Source organism: Larkinella rosea, assembly GCF_003858635.1.
Taxonomy (GTDB): Bacteria; Bacteroidota; Bacteroidia; order Cytophagales; family Spirosomataceae; genus Larkinella; species Larkinella rosea.
In genome coordinates, this window is sequence record NZ_RQJO01000007.1 from 1,235,765 (window position 1) to 1,256,739 (window position 20,975).

General features: G+C 51.3%; 13 protein-coding genes and 1 pseudogene. 7 read left to right on the top strand and 7 right to left on the bottom strand.

Annotation, left to right across the window (positions count from 1 at the left end; all coding sequences use genetic code 11):
• Positions 1-173 precede the first annotated feature (173 nt).
• On the top strand, positions 174-3,428 hold the full coding sequence (locus tag EHT25_RS05305; RefSeq protein WP_124871713.1) for an amidohydrolase family protein: 3,255 nt from the start codon (positions 174-176) through the stop codon (positions 3,426-3,428).
• A 240-nt stretch (positions 3,429-3,668) separates the two neighbouring features.
• A complete protein-coding gene (locus EHT25_RS05310) occupies positions 3,669-4,193 on the top strand; it encodes a hypothetical protein (protein ID WP_124871715.1) in 525 nt (174 codons plus the stop codon).
• A gap of 77 nt (positions 4,194-4,270) precedes the next feature.
• Here the strand turns inward: EHT25_RS05310 and EHT25_RS05315 are convergent, their stop codons facing one another.
• Together EHT25_RS05315 and EHT25_RS05320 are read right to left on the bottom strand one after the other, a co-directional pair.
• Positions 4,271-6,637, bottom strand: coding sequence for a T9SS type B sorting domain-containing protein (locus EHT25_RS05315; RefSeq protein ID WP_124871718.1), 2,367 nt, complete (start codon positions 6,635-6,637; stop codon positions 4,271-4,273).
• A gap of 415 nt (positions 6,638-7,052) precedes the next feature.
• Positions 7,053-7,916, bottom strand: coding sequence for a polysaccharide deacetylase family protein (locus EHT25_RS05320; RefSeq protein ID WP_124871721.1), 864 nt, complete (start codon positions 7,914-7,916; stop codon positions 7,053-7,055).
• 343 nt (positions 7,917-8,259) lie between these two features.
• On the opposite strand from EHT25_RS05320, the pseudogene EHT25_RS05325 reads away from it, so the two are divergent.
• The 3 genes and pseudogenes from EHT25_RS05325 to EHT25_RS05335 all read left to right on the top strand — a co-directional run.
• Positions 8,260-9,159 (top strand): annotated as a pseudogene (locus EHT25_RS05325) (dipeptidase); the annotation flags it as partial.
• Positions 9,160-9,299: 140 nt separating this feature from the next.
• Positions 9,300-10,001 carry a DUF4412 domain-containing protein gene (locus EHT25_RS05330; RefSeq protein ID WP_185731286.1) on the top strand — a complete coding sequence of 234 codons (702 nt, stop codon included), beginning with the start codon at positions 9,300-9,302 and terminating at the stop codon, positions 9,999-10,001.
• Entirely contained in the window at positions 9,998-10,906 is a 909-nt protein-coding gene (locus EHT25_RS05335) for a Nif3-like dinuclear metal center hexameric protein (protein ID WP_124871725.1), read from the top strand. The genes EHT25_RS05330 and EHT25_RS05335 overlap by 4 nt, the downstream gene beginning before the upstream one ends.
• Positions 10,907-10,918: 12 nt before the next feature.
• Here the strand turns inward: EHT25_RS05335 and EHT25_RS32590 are convergent, their stop codons facing one another.
• Positions 10,919-11,101 (bottom strand): hypothetical protein, encoded by a 183-nt coding sequence (locus EHT25_RS32590; RefSeq protein ID WP_124871728.1) that lies wholly within the window; start codon positions 11,099-11,101, stop codon positions 10,919-10,921.
• A gap of 560 nt (positions 11,102-11,661) precedes the next feature.
• On the opposite strand from EHT25_RS32590, the gene EHT25_RS05345 reads away from it, so the two are divergent.
• Together EHT25_RS05345 and EHT25_RS05350 are read left to right on the top strand one after the other, a co-directional pair.
• Positions 11,662-14,658 (top strand): SusC/RagA family TonB-linked outer membrane protein, encoded by a 2,997-nt coding sequence (locus EHT25_RS05345; protein WP_124871732.1) that lies wholly within the window; start codon positions 11,662-11,664, stop codon positions 14,656-14,658.
• Positions 14,659-14,782: 124 nt separating this feature from the next.
• Positions 14,783-16,405: a RagB/SusD family nutrient uptake outer membrane protein gene (locus tag EHT25_RS05350; RefSeq protein WP_124871735.1), complete on the top strand. Its 1,623-nt coding sequence runs from the start codon at positions 14,783-14,785 to the stop codon at positions 16,403-16,405.
• A 90-nt stretch (positions 16,406-16,495) separates the two neighbouring features.
• Here the strand turns inward: EHT25_RS05350 and EHT25_RS05355 are convergent, their stop codons facing one another.
• The 4 genes from EHT25_RS05355 to EHT25_RS05370 form a co-directional block, all read right to left on the bottom strand.
• Positions 16,496-16,789, bottom strand: a complete 294-nt coding sequence (locus EHT25_RS05355) for a protealysin inhibitor emfourin (RefSeq protein ID WP_124871739.1) — start codon at positions 16,787-16,789, stop codon at positions 16,496-16,498.
• A gap of 26 nt (positions 16,790-16,815) precedes the next feature.
• The gene (locus EHT25_RS05360) at positions 16,816-17,847 is read right to left on the bottom strand and encodes a M4 family metallopeptidase (RefSeq protein WP_124871742.1); all 1,032 of its coding nucleotides are present in this window, start codon (positions 17,845-17,847) and stop codon (positions 16,816-16,818) included.
• Between the two features lie 227 nt (positions 17,848-18,074).
• Entirely contained in the window at positions 18,075-19,475 is a 1,401-nt protein-coding gene (locus EHT25_RS05365) for a sialate O-acetylesterase (RefSeq protein WP_124871745.1), read from the bottom strand.
• Between the two features lie 40 nt (positions 19,476-19,515).
• Entirely contained in the window at positions 19,516-20,922 is a 1,407-nt protein-coding gene (locus tag EHT25_RS05370) for a sulfatase family protein (RefSeq protein ID WP_124871748.1), read from the bottom strand.
• Positions 20,923-20,975: the final 53 nt, after the last annotated feature.

The following is a 20,975-nucleotide window of genomic DNA, read 5'->3' on the forward strand; positions in this document are numbered from 1 at the left end:
ACCGCAGTTTTGTTAACTCAACCGGAGTATTCGTTTTTGCTTTCACCTCGCCAACCCGGTTTTGCCGTGCCGGGTTGGCGAGGTTTCCCCACCTTCCGGCCCGGCAAGATTTATCGGTTCAGTGGTCTTCTTTTCGGTGCATTGAGTATCTTTCGAAGTCTTTCACTCCCACTATGAAAAACGTGTACACTGTAGCCGCTGTTTTGCTGGCTTCTACCCTATCATTTGCCCAAAAATCCAAAGAAACCTGGGATGTGGCCGCTGCGCACGGCCCGTCCAGAGAAGTCAGTTTTACGACCAGTGAAGGCACCTGGATGAACCTCGACGTGAGTCCCGATGGGCGTGAAATTGTCTTCGACCTGCTCGGCGATCTGTATACGCTCCCCATCACCGGCGGAACGGCTAAGCTCCTGTCGGGCGGTTTGCCGCTGGATATTCAGCCGCGCTACAGCCCCGACGGCAAGCGGATTTCGTTCACCAGCGACCGCGCCGGGGGCGACAACATCTGGACGATGAACCGCGACGGTTCCAATCCGCGCCAGATTACCAACGAAGATTTTCGTTTACTGAACAATGCCGTCTGGACGCCCGATGGTCAGTATCTCATTGCCCGCAAGCACTTTACGAGCCGCCGGTCGCTCGGAGCTGGTGAGCTTTGGCTGTATCACGCCAGCGGAATTACGTCGGGTTTGCAACTCACCAAACGGAAAAATGACCAGCAGGACGCCGGGGAACCCTGCGTTTCGCCGGATGGACGCTACGTTTATTTCAGCGAAGATGTCAGTCCGGGGCCGATTTTTCAGTACAACAAAGATCCGAACGGCCAGATTTACGCCATCCGACGGCTGGATCGGCAAACCGGTGAGCTAAAGAATATTGTTACCGGACCGGGTGGAGCCACGCGTCCGCAGATTTCGCCCAATGGGCGGCAACTGGCTTTTGTCCGGCGCGTTCGCACCAAAACCGTCTTGTACATCCACGACCTGAAAACCGGTGAAGAGTTTCCGGTTTTCGATCAACTGAACAAAGACCAGCAGGAAGCCTGGGCCATCATGGGCCTGTATCCGAATTACGACTGGTTACCCGACGGTAAAGAGCTGGTGATCTGGGCAAAAGGCAAATTATTCCGGGTCAATGTGTCCACGGCCAAAGCCGCTGAGATTCCGTTTACGGTCAATGCCAGGCTGACAGTGACAGACGCCGTGCGGTTTCCGCAGCCGATTTTTGCGCCGACGTTTGAATCCAAAATGATTCGCCACGCCCGCACCTCGCCCGACGAAAAAACGCTGGTTTTTCACGCAGCCGGTTTTCTCTACACGAAAATGCTCCCAAACGGCCAGCCCGAACGACTGACCAAAGAAACCGCCAGTTTTGAATACGAACCCAGTTTCAGTCCCGACGGAAAATTTCTCCTGTACACCACCTGGAACGATTCGTTGACGGGCAGCATTCGGAAACTGGATTTGAAAACCCGCAAAATTGAAACCCTGACGCGGGAAAAAGGCTTTTACAACACCCCGGTTTTCTCGCCCGACGGCAGCCAGATCGTGTTTCGCAAATCGACCGGGAACGGTTTTATGGGTTTTGCATACGGCAAAGAACCCGGTTTGTACATCATGACGGCCAACGGCGGCACGCCAAAATTCATCCGCGAAGACGGCGAAGAACCGCTTTTCAACAGCACCGGCGACCGGATTTATTTTGTGGAAGATGGCGCGACCAAAGCCTTCAAGAGCGTGACGCTGAACAATGCCGACGAGCAAACGCATTTCACCTCGCAGTATGCCACCCGGTTTGTTCCCAGCCCCGATTTCCGGTGGATTGCATTTCAGGAGCTTTTTCAGGTTTACATTGCTCCGTTTACCCAGACCGGAAAAGCCGCCGACCTGTCGGGCGGAACGAAAGCCTTCCCGGTTTACAAAGTCACGCGCGACGCGGGTGATTACCTGCATTGGTCGGGCGACAGCAAAAAATTGCACTGGACCATTGGCCCGGAATATTTCACGCGGTCCATACAGAACAGCTTTGCATTTGTCGAAGGCGCACCGGAAAAATTGCCTGCGATCGACAGCACCGGCGTTCCGATTGGTTTAAAACTAACCTCCGACGTTCCCAAAGGAATTGTGGCATTTAAAGGTGGTACGGTTTTGACGATGAAGGATGACGCTGTGATCGAAAACGGAACCGTGGTGGTGCAGGACAATAAAATTCTGGCGGTGGGTCCGGCAGGTTCGGTCCCGATTCCGGCCGGGGCGAAAATCATCGATGCCACGGGGAAAACCATCATGCCGGGACTAATCGATTCGCACGCGCACATCGGCACGGGCGACGGCAAATCGCCCCAACAGCAGTGGTCGTATTTTACCAACCTGGCCTACGGCGTCACGACCGTCCACGATCCATCGTCGAACACCGAAATGGTTTTCAGTCAGTCGGAAATGGTCAAAACCGGTCGGATGATCGGGCCACGGGTGTATTCGACAGGAACGATCCTGTACGGTGCCGACGGCGATTTCAAAACCATCATCAACAGCCTCGACGACGCCCGCTCGCACCTGCGCCGGATGAAAGCCGTAGGCGCTTTTTCGGTCAAGAGTTACAACCAGCCGCGCCGAAACCAGCGTCAACAGATCATTCAGGCTGCCCGCGAACTGGGTATGATGGTGGTGCCGGAAGGCGGTTCGTTTTTCAACCACAATATGACCATGATCATGGACGGCCACACGACGATCGAACACAACATTCCGGTCGATCCGGTGTACAAAGATGTAGTGTCGTTATGGAGCAACAGCAAAACCGGGTATACCCCGACGCTGATCGTGGCGTTCGGCAGCGTTTCGGGCGAATATTACTGGTACCAGAAAATGAACGTCTGGGAGCAGGAACGCCTGCTCCGGTTTACGCCCCGCGCCGTGGTCGACAGCCGGTCGCGTCGCCGGACGATGCTGCCGGATGAGGAATTTGGACACATCGGCAATTCGCAAACCGCCAAACAACTTGCCGACGCGGGCGTCAGTGTTCATCTCGGTGCCCACGGTCAGTTGCAGGGGCTGGGGGCGCACTGGGAACTCTGGATGCTCGGACAGGGCGGTATTTCCAACTTGCAGGCATTGAAGCAGGCCACCATTATTCCGGCCCGAAACCTGGGGCTTGACCGGGAAATCGGATCGCTGGAGGTTGGCAAACTGGCGGACTTACTGGTGCTGGACAAAAATCCGATGCAGGACTTACGCAACAGCGAAGCGATTCAGTACGTGATGGTTAACGGCCGCCTTTTCGATGCCGCATCGATGAACGAAACCGGCCATTACCACCGCCCGCGCAGCAAGTTTTTCTGGGAAAATAACCGCTACAACGACGCCTTCGAATGGCACGCCGAAACCCAAAGCTTCGGTCACATTCACTGCATTTGCCAGGGGTTGCATTAGCGGAGAATCGGTTTTCGGTTTAGGGTTTTCAGTTTACGATTATTAGTCCCGGGACACGATCAGCAACTTTTGAAATGCTTTAAACCGAAAACCGTAAACTGGAATCAGAATCCCGTAAACCAACCGCCGTATAATATATTAGGTAATCAAACCGTTCAATAAAGGCGGTTTATGCCCGTTGATCCAAAAATAATTCAATAAATTGCGGACTGTAAATTATAGCTTGAAAAACTTGATATCATGAAAAAAGCCCTTCTGTTCCTATTACTTGGCACAGCTGTATTTGTAAGTTGCAGCAAAGACGATGACTCAACGCCCGCGGTGAAAACCAAAGCCGAAATGATCGTCAACACCTGGGAAGTTCAAACCGGTTCTGTAGGTTTAGGGTCTGCTACTCCCATTAATGGTTATACCAAAGGCGGATCGGCTAACCTACTGGATATGAGCAAATTCCGGATGCAGTTCAAAACCGGTGGTGATTTTGTTCAAACCAGCCTGGAAGGTGTTAGCACTACAGGAAAATGGGCCTTATCGGACAACGACACGAAACTTACATTGACTACTGCCGCACTTCCGGCACCTGACGTCTGGAATATTACCACGCTGACGGAAACCAATTTTGATTTTGGCCGTACAATTGCCGGAAATTCAACCGCAGCGGGTGATTTGTATTGGAAAAACCTGATTGATACCTATGGCAAACCTGTTGGTATTACCTCTGCGAATGGTGTTACCATTGCCGTAAAAACCGTTCCGGTCAAGTAAATATTTTTTGCTTATTCCTTCCAAAACCGCAGCGGGCTGAAGAGTCCGATGCGGTTTTTTAGCTTCCTTAACTGCTGCTACCGTAAAATCATCAGCGTGCCCCGTAACAATTTCGAACTGGGCTTATACCGAATCGCGTAGGCGTACGCGCCAGCCGGTGCGGGTGTGCCTTTGATCGTTCCGTCGAACGGATGCGCATAGCCATCGTTCGACCAGTAAACCACCTCGCCCCAGCGGTTATAAACGGTTACTTCAACGTTCGGAAACGCTTCGACATTCTTCAGTTCCCAGAAATCGTTCTGTCCGTCGCCGTTGGGCGTAAAGGCCCCCGGCACCCAAATTCGCTCGTAAACCGTAATAACCACCGTTCCCTCGGCTTGGCACCCGGTCGAATTTTCAACTTTCAGGGTGTAAACAATATCATCGCCAATGTTCTCCACCCGGGCATTGGCTTCTGTCGCATCCGCGAGGTAAGTGGGTGGTGACCACTCAAAATGAATTGGGTCGCCCGTCAGCTGCGGACTGATTGTCAGGGATGTACCCGGAGACGTGATGATTTCTTCTGGGAACAAAATTGTGGGAATTGGGGCAACAACGGCGGTTTGCTGCGCAACGGCTGCGGGGCATTCAGGCGCAAAATTGATGGTATACGTCAACGCATGATTCCCAATCCCGGCCGCCTTTGAATCATATTGATTACCAGACACGCCCGGTCCCGCAAAGGTCCCTCCCGCCGGTGTTCCCGTTAGTGAATAAACCGGTCCATCCGTACCGCAAACCGACGGAACGGCATCCATCGTTACCGTTATCGGCGGAATCTGTTCAACGGCAAACGGTTTTGAAATCCCCTTGCAGCCATTTTCAGCGGTAACTTCAACCACGTAAGTACCCGCCGTTTGCACCGAAAAAATGGGTTCATTGACGGTAGCAACGGGTTGTCCATCGCGCTGCCAGGCGAAAGTCACCCCACCAACGCCCTCGAGCGGAAGTGAGGAACCGGGACAAATCCGCGTTTGCGCCGACCGAATAGCGGCTTGCACGACGGGTGCCCGCGTGAGTGAAACGGTTTCGGTACTGTAGGCACACCCAAACTGGGTTTGTGTGAGTGTTACGCGATATTGACCCGGCTGGGTTATCGTTAAAGTATTGTTATTTGCAGGAACGGTAACTTGTTTTTCATCCTTGAACCAGTCGTATTTCATATTGACACCTCCGGGAACGCTTAGTGTTACGGAGCCGTCGGTCGCGCACAATTGTCCGGCCGGATTGATCGATGAGGTTAGGTCGATGACGTTGACGGTCACATTCTGGGAACCACTGGCTTTACCACACTGGGTTTTCATCGAAACAAAAACCGAATAGGTGCCGGGTTCATTGACGGTCAGTTTGGTCCCGGTTGCGTCGGCCAGGTTGATCCCATCGCGTCGCCATTGGTAATTCCAGTCCGGATTCAGGGATGTCTGGAGTTCCAGCGATTTTCCCTTGCAAATCGTAAATTCGGTGGCGGGTGGCTGATTTGTTGCCCAGACCGGCGGATTGGGGGCAGTGACGGGCGGGCAATCGATCACCAGAAACTGAAAATCCCGGCGCACCTCGCCAATTTTGACCCCATTACGGTATTCTTCCACTTTCACCGCAAACACAAATAAACCTAACTGGCTGGGTGTCACACTCAATTGGCCGCTTCGGGAATCAACCTGCAGCGTCGGATTTCCGGGAATCGAACTATTGGGTGAAAAACCGGGTAGCCACTGAATGTCCGGATAGGGTCCCGCCGAAACTTCCGTAGTGCGACTGTTTCCACCGTTTTTGTTCAAGGGCGTAATCATCGAATACCGAAGCTCGTCGCCGTCGGGATCGACTCCCCCAAATGGAAACGTAAATGACTCATTAATACAGAGATACTCGCCATTAATGGCGTTAAAGCGGGGGGATGAATTATTGAAATACTGGCCGTCTTTCAGTAGAGCCGGAAACTCGAGGTAAAAGGTAAAACCGGTTTGCAGGGGATTGTTGATGTTGTTGATACCCGCGTTCCGGTTCTGGGTCTGAAACGACATGTAGTAGCCGCCAGCGTCGTTGTAATCGGATGGATTGAGCTGTATATCAGCCCCAAAAGTTGCCACAATCATCCGCTGGTTCTGGGAAGTAGCGCAGGCTTCATTCGTAAAAACCACCTTTTGGCGCAGGTCGGTTTCCCGCACCGAGAAAACCATCATCCGAAGATTGTCCCGCCGACGAAAAATTCCGATGTCTCCACCCGACGTTTGGGCCGCCCGGTTGTTGTCTTCGAGGTAATTGGTAACGATGATTCGAAAATGGCCCGGCGTATCGCCAATCGCCCTCATCTCGATCTGTCCGCCCACCTGATGTGTAGCCAGCACAGGTAAGGCCATGCCCAGCAAAAAAAGCCAGAGCAAAGCTCGGTGAACAAACGGAAGCATGGGTCAGACAGTAGAGTTTGGCAATACGTAAGTGATTATAAACACAAACAAGTCAAGGTATTAAAGTTACTCTTTTTTCAAATATTACAACTTAAAATATACCCTATACCATTAACGAATGAGCGTTACCGCTCCCCGACGCTCATCCACTTGGCGGGTACTGGTAGCTATTCTTACCATAAAGATGTATGTACCAATTGTGTAAATCACGACCAGATAGCCGCCATTCCGACAGATGGAGTTGGAATGAGGAGGTTGGCATCGGGCAAGTTTCGGTTCTTGCCTGTAAATACGCGGAAAAGATTTCGTGCGTTGCAATCAGGTTACCAAATTGGCTTTTTTAGTCAAACTATCCATTCAAAGCCTGATTGATCCATAGCGATCCGAATCGCTCATGAGGCTGTTTCGGAAACTCCTACTTCCGCAAATCCCGATACCCAATCAACCGGATACCTTTGGATTTAATCAATTCTTTCACCTTTGGGCTGGTCCATGCATCGGTGACGCCCTGCCGGTCGATCGCAACATGCTCGTAGCCAATGTGATGAATGGCCCGGAGCTCCGGCGTATCCAAGCCCGGGTGGTCGACAAACAGATAGGTTTTACCGGGTTCCAGGCTTTCGAGCATTTTGGAAAAACTTTCGATTTTCTCCGCTGAAGTCACATGCGGACCGATGTAACCCGCGCCTGTTACACCCAGATCCTGCATGTTCCGGTCCAGAATCAGGAGATTATACTCTTTTGCGAGCTTCTGAATCAAGGCTTTCACTTCATCCCCCATGCTGGTACAGCCCATGTGCCCCGAGACATGGCTGATGCGGGGAATCTTTTTCATTCCCATTTCAATCTGCGCCCGAAACTCCCGCTCAACATCTTCAATTTTCCAGTCATTTTCGACCAGTGCCCGCTTGGGGTAATTTTTATTCGGATAAATCATGGGGTAAAAAAAGCCGTCGGCATCGCGCAGACTTGGGCTGGCCGTAAGGGGCCGCCATTTCATATTGTCCCACTCACTGGTCAACGCCAGGTGGATACCGACGTCAATATCCGGAATTTGTTTGAGCATTTCGACCGCTTCGGGAAACCAGGGCGAGGGCACGATTACTTCGATCGACGACTCGATTCCTTCTTTATAACACTTCACCAGCGCTTCATTGCCCGAATGTGAATAGCCCATGTCATCTCCCCGGACGATCAATCGTGGCGGTTTGGGCTGGGCAAAAACCGTATAGTAACCAACCAGCGTAAAACCAACTACCTGTAGAAATAGCTTTTTCATAATGGCTAACGGGAATTCTATGGAACACGGACTTTTTTTCAACTCCTACTTCGCAGAACATGCTGCGGTCGAATTCTGTAAAGCTTGATGTACCGCCCTTTTACTTGTTTTCACACTTGCTCTCGTACTACAGGCTCCATCCTTACCCGGCTATTACTTATACCTCAGGAGTGAAATTTACAGGTTGAATAATTTACTTTTCAGCTATTCTTATCTCAAAACTTAATCTTAAAATATTTATATAAACTCTTTAAGTCAAAACAAAAAAAATTACCAAAAGGAATATTATATTGATTTATTAACACATATCAAAATTCATACAACCTTGGAAAATACCCGTTCAGAAGCCGAATTGGTCACCACACCATCCGATGCATTGCGGATCGGAAAAACCGGGAAACGAGGTATTTTTATTGGTGTCGAAAACGGTTATCCCATGGGCCACGACCTGACGATGCTGAAAAAATTCTACGATCTCGGTGCCCGTTACATGACCCTTTGCCATTCCAGCAACAACGATATTTGCGATTCTTCGACCGATCCCAAAGGAGCTGAATACCAGGGTTTGAGCCCGTTGGGCGAACAGGTGGTGGCCGAAATGAACCGGCTGGGCATGATGATCGATGTTTCGCACGTTTCCGATTCGACGTTTTACGACGTTATCCGGTTGTCGAAAGTGCCCATCATCGCGTCTCATTCGGGTGCCAAAGCCATCTGTGATCACCCGCGGAATCTGACCGACGACATGCTGAAAGCGCTGGCAAAAAACGGTGGTGTCGTTCAACTGAATCTGCTGAGCGATTACGTCAAAACCATTCCGCCCAGCCCCGAACGCGAAGCCGCCCAGAAAACCATGCTCGAAAAATGGGGAGTTAAAGACCGCCGGTCGATGATGGGTGCCCTGAGCAAATTGTCGGAAGACGATCAGAAGAAACTTCGGACAGATTTCATGGAGCTGAACAAAAAATACCCGGTTCAACTGGCGACGGTGAAAGACGCCGTTGACCACATCGACCACATTGTCAAGCTGATCGGCATCGATCACGTGGGCATGGGTGCGGACTTCGACGGCGGTGGGGCGCTGGCCGATTGTTTCGACGTCAGTCAGTACGAAAATTTTACCGTTGAATTCGTCCGTCGCGGTTATTCTAAAAAAGACATCGAGAAAATCTGGAGTGGCAATTTTTTCCGGGTCATGAAAGCCGTTGAGAAAAGTACGTCCACCGAAATGATCGGGAAATAAGGGCACCGGTTTTTCCAACAACAGCAGCGCGCATTAACCTGAAAATGCTCCACCGTTTTGTGGGGCTTTTTTTTAGGAGTAAAGTCGTACAAAAGTCCACAAAATTGGTTAAGCTTGTTCCCGTTGAACCATGCGCTTCCATGAAAAAAATTCTGATTATAGCCCACCTGATTCTGTTGAACGTCTATGCCAACGCACAGCAGGGAACCGTTGAATACAAGATGACAATGGCCCGGGGTGGCCAATCCCAATCCACCACCAGCACCATGTATTTTTCCAACGGAAATGTTCGAACCGACGTCAGCATTCCGATGCCGGGAACGACAACCCCCATGAAACAGAGCATCCTGTTTTTGGCGGCCAGCCCCAACACGATCTATACGCTGAATGACGCCAGCAAAACGTATTCGGAGACCAAAACCGACAAAACTCCTCCACAGTCCGGAGCAACGATTGTCAAAGTGCTGGGTAAAGAAAAGATTCAGAACCTGAACTGCACACACGCAATGATTACGCTCGATAAAGGCTCGATGGAAGTCTGGACCTCAAAGGACATTCCCGGCTACGACAAATTACTTTCCTACTGGAACTCCAACAATAGTCTGGGGGGCGCAAAAATGCTGGATGAACTCAAAAAGAACGGAGCGGACGGCTTTTTTGTCCGCATGAAAAACAGTGGAATAACCACCGAACTCGTTCGCTATGACCTCAAGGCCGTGGATGCGTCCCTGTTCGAAATTCCGAAAGAATACAAAAAGCGGGATCATTCGGGTTTCGGGAATATGAGCCCGGCCGACCGCAAAAAAATGATTGACGCCTACAAAAAACAACAAAAACCATGATATCATCCGAAAAACCGGGACGACGGGAATTTGTCGAAACGCTCACCAAAGCGTCACTGTTACTAAGCGTGCCCGGAATGAACGCAAGCGGGCGGTTTCGGCAACCGGCCCAACCAGTGACGGTGGGCCAGGTCATGGAGTTGATTCTGAAAACCATTCCCAACGCGCCGTTTCCCAAAACCGTTGATACACTTAAATCCGGTTCTCCTGATCAGAAAGTAACTGGCATTGTGTCAACCATGTTTGCAACGATGGATGTCATAGAAAAAGCCATTCAGCTAAAGGCCAATTTCATCATTGTTCACGAGCCCACCTTCTATAACCACCTCGACGAAACTGACTGGCTGGCAAAGGACGCGGTGTTCCAACGGAAACATGATCTGCTCGAGAAAAACGGCATTGCCATCTGGCGGTTTCACGATTACTGGCACTCCCACCGCCCCGACGGCATCCGGATGGGCGTGGTAACGGCCCTGGGGTGGGAAAAATACATGGATGCAAACAATCCGCGGTTAATTACGCTTCCGGCTCCCCAGTCGCTCAGCCAGATCATTACCCACGCCAAGACCAAATTGGGCATTGCAACGATGCGGGTGGTGGGCGATCTGAATCAATCCTGCCGGCGGATTTCGCTGATGCCCGGTGCGTCGGGCGGTCGTAGCCACATTCTGGCAATGAGCCAGGACAAACCGGATTTACTCCTGTGCGGGGAAATCAGCGAGTGGGAAACCGCCGAATACGTCCGCGACGCCCGGCAGCAGGGTCAGAAACTAGCGCTCGGCGTTTTGGGACACATCATGAGCGAAGCGCCGGGCATGCAGTGGCTGGTGCCCTGGTTACAACCAAAACTGCCCGACGTTACAATCACGTACATTGATTCGAAAACCCCCTTTACGTTTATGTAAAGCGGTTTTAATTCAAATAAAACTGTCGTCGAAGTCGGCAACAACGGTAAGGTCATTAACGTCGAACCATTCTTCCGAATCGTCCTCAAGCCGACAGAGCGCGAGGTTGTCCTCTTCATCCATACTCGAAACCGTCATAGGATGACCGTTATTGACCATTGGGTCGGTGTGTTTTACTGAATCGCCGTAGTGCATAAGCTCAGTAATTTATGTACGATTTAGCTTACAATGAATCCTTACTGCTTCCATTGCCTTTTCGCCCTTTGATTCAGGACCAGCTGAATTGACAGCAATTTGCATGCAGTAATAGGGTAGGGAAATATACTGTAAAAACGCAGGAAATGGACAACTCATTTAATGCTTTTCCATAAAATGCGACGGTTGATCCTTCAATAACGCTACGCTAAAACGGCTCATCAAATTCTCCCCTTCGTCAACTTGCTTGTTATCAAACGTTTTTTCTATTTTACATCCAAATAGTACAAGAATTTGAGTATTCTTGCTCGTTTCGCGCCATCTCTCTGTTTCATGAACATACCCCAGAGCGGTTTTACGTTCGGCAGATTACTGATTCAAGTCTCAACGTCTTCGTAATCGTAACTAAACCGTAACATTCTGTAAACGCCAGTCAACATCCTGTTCCCGTACTTTGCGCGTCCCGAATCAAGCCTGACCTCCGAAACAGTTACTTTTTGGTCGTTCTGCGTCTAAATTTCTATTACAGTACCTAATCAATCAAACCAAATCCCAATTGCATGATGAATCCAATTTTACGAAAACCGCTACAACCGGCTGGCTGGGCTTTTCTGGCGATGCTCTGCACGGGCCTGCCCGCCCAGGCCGGAATGCTGCCGGCAAAAAACGGAACTGCCACCAATTCCACGGTGGCTCAGGTAACCGTCACCGGCCGGATTACGGATGAAAAAAACCAGCCGCTTCCGGGCGCAACTGTGATTGCCAAAGGCACAACCGGCGGAACAGCCACCAACTCCTCCGGCGACTATTCGATCACGGTGGCAGGACCGCAAACGGTGTTGATCTTTTCTTACGTTGGTTACGTATCGCAGGAAGTAACCGTGGGCAGCAAACCGGTGATCAACATTCAACTCGCCCCGGATTTGAAGCAACTAACCGAAGTTGTCGTAACGGGCTACGGTACACTTTCCAAGCGGGAAGTGACCAGCTCAATTGCTTCTATCAAACCCGAGGAATTTAACCGCGGGGTGGTTGTTTCACCCGCTCAATTGCTACAAGGCAAAGTGGCCGGTTTGAACATCACCCGTTCCGGCGACCCCAACGGAACCCCTTCGGTAACCTTACGCGGACCTTCGACCTTGCGCGAAGGTTCGGCCCAGCAACCGTTTTACGTCATTGATGGCGTGCCCGATGCATCTATCGACCTGATTCCGCCGGATGACATTGTGTCCATCGACGTGTTGCGCGATGCTTCGGCAACCGCCATTTACGGTGCCCGGGCGGCCAATGGGGTCATTATCGTAACAACCAAACGGGCCAAATCCGGACAGTCCCAACTCACCTACAGCGGTTATACCGCCCTCGAACAGGTTTCCAACCGCATCGACGTTTTGACGGGCGACGAAATCCGGGCGTATCTGAAAGCCAACGGCAAAACGCTCGCTCCGGCGGATGAAGACAACGTCAACACCGACTGGCAGAAGGAAGTCATGCGGAGCCCGGTTTCGCACAGCCACACGATTTCGTTTCAGGGTGGCAGCAACAACACGCTGTACGGCGCCAGCGTCAACTACCTCGACAATCCCGGGGTGCTGAGAGGTTCGTCGCGCGAGCGGACCATCATTCGGGCAAACGTGCAGCACTCGGCTTTCAACAACCGACTGCGGCTTGATCTTTCAGTCGGCAATACGTTCAATACCGCCAAAACCATTCCGTCTGGCGTGTATGAAAACATGGTTCGGTACCTGCCGACGGTGAACGTTCGAAATGCCGATGGCACCTTCAAGGAAAACTTTGGTCGGGGGAACTCCAACCCGGTTTCGCTGATTGAAAGCATTACCGAAAACCGCAAGACTAAAACATTCATGGCGAACGGAAAAATTCAGGCCGAAATTCTGCCGAATTTGTTTTACAACGCCAACCTCGCCATCCAGGACGAGCAGATTAATTACAATTACTACGCCAATCGCTACGCCCAGGGTGCCCTCACCACCGGTGGTATTGCGATTCGGTCGTCGTATGCGAACACTAAGAAAATCATCGAATCGTATTTCAATTACGACAAGCAGTTTGGCAATCATGACCTAAAGTTGCTGGCCGGCTATTCGTGGCAGCAGGATCGCCAGGGCGACGGTTTTCAGACTTCAACCCGCGGTTTTGTATCGGATGCCCTGTTATACAACAACTTAGGGCTGAGCAGTCCGCCAGTCGGTTTTGTACCTGATTTTGGTACAACGGTTATTAAAACCCTGCGGCTGATTTCGTATTACGGACGGATCAATTACCAGTACAACGACAAATACCAGATTCAGGCGTCGGTTCGGCGCGATGGTTCGTCGGCATTCGGGAAAAACAACCAGTGGGGTTTGTTTCCAACGGTTTCAGCGGGCTGGCAGATCAGCAAAGAACCGTTCATGGCCAACGTGACGGCCTTTAGCGATTTGAAACTGCGCGTCGGCTATGGCGTTACCGGTAATTCTTTGGGCTTCGATCCGTTCGTCTCTATCCTGCGATACGGTTCAACCGGGCGGTTTTATTACAACGGCAGCTACATCAACGGCGTGGGGCCCACCCAGAACGAAAACCCGGATCTGAAATGGGAAAAAACCGCCATGTTGAACGTCGGGCTCGACTTCGGTATCCTGAAAGGCCGCGTAACCGGTTCGCTCGAATACTACGACAAACTGACTTCCGACCTGATCTGGACGTATCCGGTTTCAACCACCCAGTACTTCGTTAGCACGCTGACCGCCAATGCCGGTAAAATGAGCAATAAAGGCGTTGAGTTGACCCTATCGACCACCCCGATCAAAACCGGTCGGTTTACCTGGCGCAGTAACCTCAACCTGGCGCACAACGTAAACAAAATCACCACCCTATCGAATGATAAATTTACGCTCAATTTCATCCGGACGGCATTCGTCGGTGGTCGCGGGCAATCGGGTAACTCATCGCAGATCGTGAAAGAAGGGCTGCCGATCGGAACGTTTAATTTGTGGCAGTATGCGGGGAAAAACGAAAAAGGCATTTCGCAGTATAAAAAAGCCGACGGGACCCTGACCACCTCACCCACCTCCGACGATTTTGTGATTGGCGGTAATGCGCAGCCGAAGCTGATTTACGGTTGGAACAACAGTTTCACCGTCGGGAATTTCGATCTGAATGTGTTTGTGCGGGGCGTCACGGGGAATAAAATCCTGAACGCATCATTGGCTCAACTGAATGGACCGAGCGACGCCAACTCCTACAACCAGGCCCGAATTGTGCTGGATGAACCCTTTGCCGACATCAATTCGTACCTGGTGTCGAGCCGCTACCTGGAAAGTGGATCGTATCTCCGGCTGGATAACGCCACACTGGGGTACACCATTAAAACCGGGGCTCCGGCCATTCGCAACCTGCGCGTTTACGTGACGGCCAGTAACCTGTTCGTCATCACGAAGTACCGCGGCATCGATCCTGAAATGAACCTGGGCGGTATTACACCGGGCATCGACAATAACAATTTTTATCCCAAAACCCGCTCGTTTGTGCTGGGAGCTAATATCACATTCTAAATCGGTATTCGGTTGACGGTTTACCGTTTTCGGTTCATGTCGCGGAAATTTCAATCCAGCCACAACTCACCGTAACGACGGCCCGGCGAAAACAGGAAACCGTATACCATAATGATATAAAAACATGAAAAATAGAAATTCAAAACTTGCTTTACTGGCCCTGACGCTCGGTTTTGTCGGGAGTGGGTGCAGCGATCTCAATGTCAAAATCGAGTCGGAGCTAACCGCGTCGAACTTCCCGAAAACCGCTGAGGAATTTGTGGCAGCCAGCGGCCCGATCTACACCCAACTGGCTTACAATCAAGCCGGGGTCAGCTACGCCGTTGAATACTGGCGGATGCAGACGCTCTCGACCGACGAAGCCATCATCCCAGCCCGTGACGGTAACTTCGACGACGGCGGCCAATACCGCCAACTGCACCAGCACAACTGGACCATCGACCACACGAACGGCATCAGCGTCTGGCAATGGGGCTACAGCGGCATCAATACGGCCAATCGGATCATCAAACTGTTCGAAGCCTCGGCTGATTCGCCCGCGCGAACCACGGCACTGGCCGAGTTGCGGACCATGCGCGCGCTGTTCCATTTCTACATGATGGATTTGTACGGCAACGTTCCGATTGTTACGGTTTTCGGTGATTCCAAACTGCCCGGCACCTCGAAACGGGCTGATGTGTACGCGTTTATCGAGAAAGAGTTGAAGGAATCGATTCCGAATCTGAACGCAACGGTCGGTGCTTTAACTTACGGCCGGGTAAATAAATGGATGGCAAATGCACTGCTGGCCAAGTTGTACCTGAATGCGGAAGTCTATGCCGGCACCCCGAAATATGCCGAAACCGTAGCCACCTGTGACGCCCTCCTGACCGGTGCGGGTTCCTTGTATGCGCTGGATGACAATTACCAAAGCATCTTCGCGGGCGATAACGGCCCCCAAATCAAAGACATCATTTTCGCCGTTCCGTACGACGGCAACGTGGTGCCCGGTAACCATTTTACCCGGTTCGGTACACATCCGGAGCTGGTTGCCAAATACAGCATACCGTTCCGTCCAAGTATTGCGATGAGCACGATCAAAGAATTTTACGCCAAATTCAATCTGAAAGGCGACGTCCGGAACGATACCTGGCTGGTAGGGAAACAATTCAATTTCGATGGCACGCCCATTTTGGTCAACACCACCAAGAAAGGGCTCGATGCAACCTACGCCGGAACGGATGGAACCGCAGCGATCAAATGGCAACTCGAGTTTTCACCAGATCTAACGCTGGTTATTCCCGCCAAACTGGATGTGGGGAACGATGATTTAGCCAAAGCGAAAGGCATTCGGTCGGTCAAGTTTTATCCCGATAAGAACTCCAACGCCAGCACCCGGTATCAGGGTAACGACTTCCCGGTTTTCCGGCTCGCCGACATTTACCTGATGAAAGCCGAAGCCATTCTGCGGGGAGCTACGGCCACCACCGTGGCCGGAGAATTGCAAACGCCGGTGGTTTTGGTTAACAAACTGCGGAAACGGGCCAAAACGGATCTGGCGGTTACACTTACACTGGATGAACTGCTGGACGAGCGCGCCCGCGAACTTTCGTGGGAAGGCTGGCGCCGAAACGACCTCATCCGCTTCGGCAAGTTTGAAGACGCCTGGGGTTTCAAAGACAACAAGGAAACGTTCCGTCGGCTGTTTCCCATTCCCGCCAGCGAACGGGCGTTAAATCCAGGGCTGACGCAGAATCCGGGGTACTAGATTTTGACGATTGACCATTGACCATTGACCATTGACCATTGACGATTGACCACCGACCATCGACTATTGCCAATGGTCGGTGGTCAATCGTCAATGGTCATTAATCGCTTTCTCCTGCAAATACTGGATCAGGGGCTGAAAACCGTCGGGAAGCGTGGTGTCGCCAAATGTTAGATTGACTTTTTTACGACCTTCCCGAATTTCAAGGCGATACTGATATCCGTCGCGCAGGTTAACATTCTTTTCCCGGGGCCGATAATCATCGGAATTTTCGTAAACCTTCCGCACCAGCGTTTGCAAGTCCGCGGGCAGGTCTCCTACTTCCATTTCAGTTTCTGACACCTGAAAAAACAAACCGCCTTCGCGGACATAACTCAACTTCATCGATTCTGACGCCGAAGCGTTTTTTTCTACAAACCTACTGATTCAAACGATTGTTTGGCAACGGTCTCTGTAGTTGCCGGAACACTACCCGCGTTCGCCATCTTTTTAGCGATCTTCAGCAAAGCGGTTTTAAAACTTTTAAAGTTCGTCGTCGGCTTTAATGTTTTCAGCGTTTCGAACCAGAGCAAAGCCGCTTTATCGGTTTCGATGGCCGTAGCAACCAGAAAGAACACCTTGTTCGGAATGCCGCTGTTAATATGAACTCCGCCATTATCGGCCGATCCCTTGTAAAGGTTGTCCATGTGATCGGGTTGCGGATCTTTCCCCATCAAGGCGTTGTTGTAGGCCGTTCCGGGTGCTTTCATTGAGCGCAGTGCCTGTCCCGTCAGCGCTGGCCCCATAATTTCATCCCCAATCAGCCAGTCAGCCGTAGCGGCTTTTTGCTTTTTGGCGTGCTGTTTAATAACCGAGCCAAAGACATCAGCATAATGTTCATTCAAGGCACCGGATTGTCCTTTGTACGTCAGATTGGCCGTGTATTGAACCACGCCGTGCGTCAGTTCGTGGGCCGTAACATCCAGCGCGTTGGCTAAATTGGTAAATACCTGATTGTCACCATCGCCAAATGTCATTTCGTCACCATCCCAAAAGGCGTTGGCGTAGTTTTTTCCGAAATGCACATTTAGAATCAGATCGGCACCGTGGTTGTCGACCGACAAATAGTTCAGAAACGTCTTAAAGTATTCCCGAACCGAACCGGCATTTTCGTAGACGGTATTCACCACGGCGTCGGGTGAAGCCGGACCGCTTTCTTTCCGAACCAGGAGCAGGCGTTGGTGCTCGGTGGTTTTGCTGTCGTATACAAAACGATCTGCCTTTTTCACGGGCGGAGCCACCAGAAACGCTTCACTGCGCATAAGCGCGTTTTTCGCGTCACGACGCTCCCGGAATTCGCGGTTGTTGGTTTTTTGGGAAGGAATCTCGACACCTGCTTCCTTGAGTTTGTCGACCACGAAGGGTGGAATGATGTGGCAACTGCACGGGCAATGATTTCTCATGATACTGTAGCTAGTTAGAGGGTGAAGATATAGTGCCGCCGACATCCGGCTTTAACAAATCTCACCATAAACAACTGAAAATCAATGCGTATTTACCCCCAATTGCAGTCCGTATTTACCCGGTTTTTAATGGGTTGTAACGCGGAGTTGAGCGGAGGAAAGCAGAGTTAAGCGAAGAAGAAAAAAACTCTGTTTTTCTCCGCTCAACTCCGCGTTACAACTCATTTTCACGGGTTAGCCACTGGTTTCAACCCCAAATCCCAGTTGTCCGTCCGGAAGGGAATAACTGGCAAGCCCTCTTTACTGAACAGATTCGGAACCGGAGCATCTCGGAACCCAAACCGCACCGCCACCGGATTTTTAATGGCATCCGACCAGACTTCCAGCGTATTGCCTTTAATCCGAGCCTGCGCCTTGGCGAAAACCCGGTCAGATTCGGCAATTTCCAGTTCGGCAATATCACTGCCTTTACTGATCAATCCATTGGGAGCATGATCGAACGTCAGCCGGATTTTATTCCCCTCCACCTGCATCGAACGGTATTGCGGACTTTTATAAATGCCGACATGCTGCCCGTAGGTTTCGGCCAATGCCCAGCCCGCCAGCCGATTTCCAACCTCTTTCTTGTAAGCCGGGTGGATGTCTTTCAGATTGTCCACCAGGTCCGTTGTTACAATCATCCCGGACTTTGGAATGTCCATGGCTTTCGTCTGGCTTTCGCGGGTGGCCGCCGTCTGGTATTTATCGCCATACGCATAGGGTGCAATCTGCACGTAATAAAACGGAAAATCTTTCTGCCAGACCCCGCGCCAGGAATCCACCAGCGCGTGAGTCAGTTTGTAATACGCCGGGGCATCGTGCCGGTTGGCTTCGCCCTGGTACCAGATTACCCCGGCAATCGGAAACGACGTAATCGGTGCGACCATTCCATTGTATAACACCCCCGGTTTATTGGGGGCCCAGGGCGCTTTCGGCATCGTTTGGGCCGACCGACGGGTTTCGGGATACAGCATCGCAATGGTTTCCGGCACCCACGAATCCATGAATGAACCGCCCCAAGACATGTCGATCAACCCAATCGGAATGTTCAGCGTATTCTGCAACCGCTTGCCAAAAAAGTAACCCACCGCACTAAAGTTTTTCAGCGAAAGCGAATCACAAACCGCCCAGTTTCCGCGCACATCGACCTGAGCCGCTTCCGTCGCTAGTTTCGGGATTTTAAAAAACCGGATGTTCGGATTGTATGCCGTCGGCAATTCGGCGCGGGCATCTTTGGCACTGTATCCGCTCATTTCCATATTCGACTGGCCCGAACAAAGCCAGACTTCGCCAATCAGAATGTTCGTCAATTCTACTTTATTGCGACCGACAATCGTGATTGCATACGGGCCACCGGCGTTCGGCGTTCGCAAACTAACCTTCCAGATGGCGTTGTCGCTGCAGGTTACACTGACGGGTTCGCTCGGCCACCCTGCCGTTACCGTGACTTTTTCAGTCGGATCGGCCCAGCCCCAGATCGTGATTTCGGTCTGTTGCTGCAGCACCATATTCGAATTCAAAATGGATGGCAGGGAGACATTGGCCCAGGCCGACGCAGATACCAGCAGAAAGAAAAGCAGCTTTTTCATGAGAAGCGGTTTAGGAAAAACAAATGTGGGCAAAAACCGCCTATTTCTCAATAACCGCGTCCAGCAACGGCGGCACCGGAACCAAGCCTGCCCGGTGTTTTTCAAACTCTTTTTTCAAATCTTCCAGAATGTCGGGGTGTTTGCTGCCCACCTCGTACCGCTCGCCCGGATCGACTTCAAGGTTGTACAGCAAGGCCGGATCGTGCGGTGTTGGCGCTTCGGGCGAATACGATGGATGCGTGGTAAAATGGGCTTTCCACGGCCCTTTCCGAATCGCATACAACCGGTCCGAATCGTAATAAAAGACCAGTTCCGTTCCTTTGTCCGTTTTGCCCGCCAGCAAATCCCCGATGTTCTGCCCGTCCAGCGTCCGATCTTTTGGGAGCGCCACTTTCGCCAGATTCAGAATCGTCGGAAAAATATCCATCGAGGTAGCCACGGCCGTCGATACGGTTTTGGATTTCACTAAACCGGGTCCCCAGAAAATGGCCGGAACGCGCATTCCGCCTTCGTAGGTAGAACCTTTCGCTTCAAACAACGGCCCAGCCGAACCGCCGTTTTCTTCGAGCCGGTTTTTGATCAACCAGGGGCCATTATCGCTGAGAAAAACGACAACCGTATTTTTATCCAGTTTCAGATCTTTCAGCTTTTTCAGAATCTGGCCCACACTCCAGTCCAGTTCCTCAACCACATCGCCGTATAAACCGCGTTTGCTTTTGCCCGAAAAAGCCTCCGACGCATACAACGGCACGTGTGGAAACGGACTTGCGTAATACATAAAGAACGGTTTCGCCTTGTTGGTCGTAATAAATTTCAGGACTTCATCCGTGTAGCGTTTGGTCAAGAACCGCTGATCCGGCTCGGTTTCGATGACTTTATTGTCGCGGTACAGCGGCAACGGCGGATTCGAATTCGGCGGAGCAGGCGCCGACGCAGTATTGCCAAACGAACCCACTTTGCCCATGTCATTTGAATAGGGTAACCCGAAATACAAATCAAAACCGTAGTTCAGCGGTAAATACTGCGGTTGCGAACCCAAATGCCATTTCCCGACCAATCCCGTGCGGTATCCTTTGGTTTTCAGGGCTTTCGCAATCGTTATCTCACTGTGAGGCAATCCATTGGCGGAATTGGTGAAGAATACCACCCGTTTGCCGAAAATTCCGTTTCGAACCGGCAAACGCCCCGTTAGCAAGGCCGCCCGGCTGGGCGTACAGACGTTGGCTGCGACGTAAAATTGGGTAAACCGGGTTCCTTCCGTGGCCATCTGATCCAAGTGTGGCGTCCGAATCGTAGGATGTCCGTAACAACCCAAATCACCGTAGCCCAGATCATCCGCCAGAATGACAATAAAATTGGTTTGTTTGGCAGGTTGAGCTTTTACAAAATAGAAAGTCGATAGTACCAGTAGGCAAAATGAAAACGCGGTTTTACGAAATAAGAGCATAACGGTTGCGGTTTTGAATTCAAAGCGCAAATAAACGCTTTAATCGGGGATTT

Excerpts from the sequence above, each read along its gene's own strand:
- EHT25_RS05305 (WP_124871713.1), top strand. The coding sequence starts at position 174 with ATGAAAAACGTGTACACTGTAGCCGCTGTTTTGCTGGCTTCTACCCTA.
- EHT25_RS05310 (WP_124871715.1), top strand. The coding sequence starts at position 3,669 with ATGAAAAAAGCCCTTCTGTTCCTATTACTTGGCACAGCTGTATTTGTA.
- EHT25_RS05315 (WP_124871718.1), bottom strand. The coding sequence starts at position 6,637 with ATGCTTCCGTTTGTTCACCGAGCTTTGCTCTGGCTTTTTTTGCTGGGC.
- EHT25_RS05320 (WP_124871721.1), bottom strand. The coding sequence starts at position 7,916 with ATGAAAAAGCTATTTCTACAGGTAGTTGGTTTTACGCTGGTTGGTTAC.
- EHT25_RS05330 (WP_185731286.1), top strand. The coding sequence starts at position 9,300 with ATGAAAAAAATTCTGATTATAGCCCACCTGATTCTGTTGAACGTCTAT.
- EHT25_RS05335 (WP_124871725.1), top strand. The coding sequence starts at position 9,998 with ATGATATCATCCGAAAAACCGGGACGACGGGAATTTGTCGAAACGCTC.
- EHT25_RS32590 (WP_124871728.1), bottom strand. The coding sequence starts at position 11,101 with ATGCACTACGGCGATTCAGTAAAACACACCGACCCAATGGTCAATAAC.
- EHT25_RS05345 (WP_124871732.1), top strand. The coding sequence starts at position 11,662 with ATGATGAATCCAATTTTACGAAAACCGCTACAACCGGCTGGCTGGGCT.
- EHT25_RS05350 (WP_124871735.1), top strand. The coding sequence starts at position 14,783 with ATGAAAAATAGAAATTCAAAACTTGCTTTACTGGCCCTGACGCTCGGT.
- EHT25_RS05355 (WP_124871739.1), bottom strand. The coding sequence starts at position 16,789 with ATGAAGTTGAGTTATGTCCGCGAAGGCGGTTTGTTTTTTCAGGTGTCA.
- EHT25_RS05360 (WP_124871742.1), bottom strand. The coding sequence starts at position 17,847 with ATGAGAAATCATTGCCCGTGCAGTTGCCACATCATTCCACCCTTCGTG.
- EHT25_RS05365 (WP_124871745.1), bottom strand. The coding sequence starts at position 19,475 with ATGAAAAAGCTGCTTTTCTTTCTGCTGGTATCTGCGTCGGCCTGGGCC.
- EHT25_RS05370 (WP_124871748.1), bottom strand. The coding sequence starts at position 20,922 with ATGCTCTTATTTCGTAAAACCGCGTTTTCATTTTGCCTACTGGTACTA.